The organism is Catenovulum maritimum (assembly GCF_001050375.1).
Taxonomy (GTDB): domain Bacteria; phylum Pseudomonadota; class Gammaproteobacteria; order Enterobacterales; family Alteromonadaceae; genus Catenovulum; species Catenovulum maritimum.
Genome location: NZ_KQ130493.1, coordinates 1 through 2894, shown reverse-complemented (window position 1 = coordinate 2894; position 2894 = coordinate 1). Strand labels below are relative to the sequence as shown.

Annotated in this window: 2 protein-coding genes and 1 tRNA gene; 2 read left to right on the top strand and 1 reads right to left on the bottom strand. The window is 40.2% G+C overall.

Annotated features, from left to right (window positions below; genetic code table 11):
• The first annotated feature begins 94 nt into the window (after window positions 1-94).
• A tRNA-Met gene (locus XM47_RS12085) sits at window positions 95-171 on the top strand.
• Between the two features lie 319 nt (window positions 172-490).
• Here XM47_RS12085 and XM47_RS12080 read toward each other — a convergent pair.
• Window positions 491-1411, bottom strand: a complete 921-nt coding sequence (locus XM47_RS12080) for a LysR family transcriptional regulator (protein ID WP_048692837.1) — start codon at window positions 1409-1411, stop codon at window positions 491-493.
• 152 nt (window positions 1412-1563) lie between these two features.
• On the opposite strand from XM47_RS12080, the gene lldD reads away from it, so the two are divergent.
• Window positions 1564-2700 (top strand): FMN-dependent L-lactate dehydrogenase LldD, encoded by a 1137-nt coding sequence (gene lldD / locus XM47_RS12075; RefSeq protein WP_048692835.1) that lies wholly within the window; start codon window positions 1564-1566, stop codon window positions 2698-2700.
• Window positions 2701-2894: the final 194 nt, after the last annotated feature.

Genomic DNA, 2894 nt, shown 5'->3' with positions numbered 1-2894 from the left:
AACTCCTGAAATAATTTACTCTAAATTACTGATATAAGTAATTGATTAGATAGGAAATCTAATCCACCAGCATATGGAACTAGCGACGAATTGTCGCGGGATGGAGCAGTCTGGTAGCTCGTCGGGCTCATAACCCGAAGGTCGTTGGTTCAAATCCGGCTCCCGCAACCACTTTCTTGTTTAGAAACCTTTTAAAATTAAAGTTCGCTCTCGGGCTCAGCTCTTATAGACTGGCGAAGGTCGTTGGTTCAAATCCGGCTCCCGCAACCACTTTCTTGTATAAAACTCTTTAATATTAAAGTTCGCCCTCGGGCTCAGCTCTTATAGACTGGCGAAGGTCGTTGGTTCAAATCCGGCTCCCGCAACCACTTTCTTGAATAAAACCCTTTAATATTAAAGTTCGCCCTCGGGCTCAGCTCTTATAGACTGGCGAAGGTCATTGGTTCAAATCCGAGTTCGAAGACCACTTTATCTTTGCTTTTATCAAAGATTAAACCCGTGAAAAATCCGCCACAAAATAATGTGACATAGCTAAATATTGACTCTTAATATGTTCAACTAACATTTTTATCTTTTGGGGCTGATGTTTAGTAAAAGGGTACACCGCATACACACCTAGCTTTTTCGCAACTTGAGTCTTAAACAGTTCAATTAGCTCACCATTACATAAATCTGGGTATACCAAGCATCTAGGCAAGTAGCCTATACCATGCCCAGCCAGCACAGCTTTACGCAGAGCACTCGCATTATTTGTTGCTAATGAACCCGACACTTTTACAAAATAATCCTGATTTTCAGTTTTAAACTGCCATTCATCGGCACCAAAAGTTTGATAGGTATATTTCAAGCAATTATATTGTTTTAAATCTTCTGGCGTTTCGGGATTACCGTATTTATTTATGAAAAAAGGTGATGCGCAAACAACCCACTGCGAATCAATAATATGGCGAGCAATTAAGCTTGAATCTTCTAGGTGACCCGTTCGTATCACCAGATCATATCCATCATTAATTAAATCAACAAATTTATTATCCATCGACATATCGACAGTTAAGTTAGGATGTCTAGAACAAAATTCGGCGACAGCTTCAGCTAATAATAAGTCGCCGGAAATAGTCGGTACAGACATTTTTATATGTCCCTTTATCTGATCACCGAACCCAGAAACCGCACTAATTGCATCATTTGTTGCTTGCTGCACGCTTTTTGCGCCCATAGCTAAAATACTGCCGGCTTCTGTAACCGTTAATTTACGAGTTGTACGATATAGCAGTTGCACTCCTAACGATTTCTCTAACCTAGCAATACGCTTACTCACAGACGAGTTAGTTAGGTTATTAGCTTCAGCAGCCTTGCTAAAGCTCCCAAACTCTATCACTTGGGAAAATAAAATTAAGTCATTTGCCAGCATAATATTAAACTTTTGGAAATAGTGTTTTTCATTATTTCCATTTATAGCATAAAAATAAAGCGATATATTAGAAAAATAAAAACTCTATTAAATTAAGCAACGCAGTAGACTAAACATGCTAAATGCTTAGTAACAATTATTAAGGCGACTAAATGATCATCTCAGCTTCTACCGATTACCGAAAAGCGGCCCAAGCCAAATTACCCCCATTTTTATTTCACTATATCGACGGTGGGTCATATAGCGAACATACTTTGCGTAAAAACGTTGATGACTTATCCGAGATCGCTTTAAAACAGCGCGTATTAAATAATATGTCTGAACTAGATCTTAAAACTGAAATTTTTGGTGAAAAATTAGACTTACCTATTGCCCTAGCACCTGTTGGGTTAACCGGCATGTACGCCAGACGAGGCGAGGTACAAGCGGCAAAAGCGGCTGAAAATAAAGGCATTCCGTTTACTATGTCGACAGTGTCAGTCTGCCCTATTGAAGAAGTTGTACCCGCAATTGAGCGCCCTATGTGGTTCCAGCTATATGTGCTTAAAGACCGTGGCTTTATGAAGAATGTTCTGGAACGAGCCAAAGCGGCTGGTGTCAAAACTCTAATTTTCACCGTTGATATGCCAGTCCCTGGAGCACGCTATCGTGATATGCACTCAGGTATGAGTGGCCCGAATGCTGCTATGCGTCGTGTATTACAAGCTATGCGCCATCCACAGTGGGCATTTGAGGTAGGATTACTTGGTAAGCCACACGACTTAGGGAATATTTCTACTTACCGTGGTGAACCAACTAAACTAGAAGATTACATTGGTTGGCTAGGTAATAACTTTGATCCATCAATTTCATGGAAAGATCTAGAATGGATCCGTGATTACTGGGATGGTCCAATGGTGATTAAAGGTATCTTAGATCCCGGTGACGCCAAAGATGCAGTCAAATTTGGCGCCGACGGCATTGTTGTTTCTAACCACGGTGGTCGACAATTAGACGGGGTTATGTCATCCGCTAAAGCCTTACCTATTATCGCAGATGCTGTAAAAGGGGATATAAAAATCATGGTAGATTCAGGTATTCGAAATGGATTAGATGTGGTGCGTATGATTGCTATGGGTGCAGATTTAACCTTATTAGGCCGTTCATTCATTTATGCCTTAGCTGCACAAGGTCAAAGTGGCGTAGAAAATTTATTGGACTTATACAAAAAAGAAATGCAAGTGGCGATGACATTAACCGGTGCTAACAGCATTGCTGATCTGAGCAGAGATTCGTTGGTGAACTTTTAAAAATTCCGATCTATTAAGCAACTTTTTAAGCGATTTAACCAGATATATAAACGAGCCTAAGGCATAAAATCACTTACAGTATTCCTACTCGGCCTTATTGATGGCCGAGTATGGTTTACAGCATGGGACTAGAATGAAATAAGCGCTAATTTGATATTTCAATGGCTCTTATATTAGGTAGGCTAATAGAGCTA

What these genes read in the sequence shown, in the direction of transcription:
- lldD (WP_048692835.1), top strand. Translation starts at nt 1,564, where the DNA reads ATGATCATCTCAGCTTCTACCGATTACCGAAAAGCGGCCCAAGCCAAA.
- XM47_RS12080 (WP_048692837.1), bottom strand. Translation starts at nt 1,411, where the DNA reads ATGCTGGCAAATGACTTAATTTTATTTTCCCAAGTGATAGAGTTTGGG.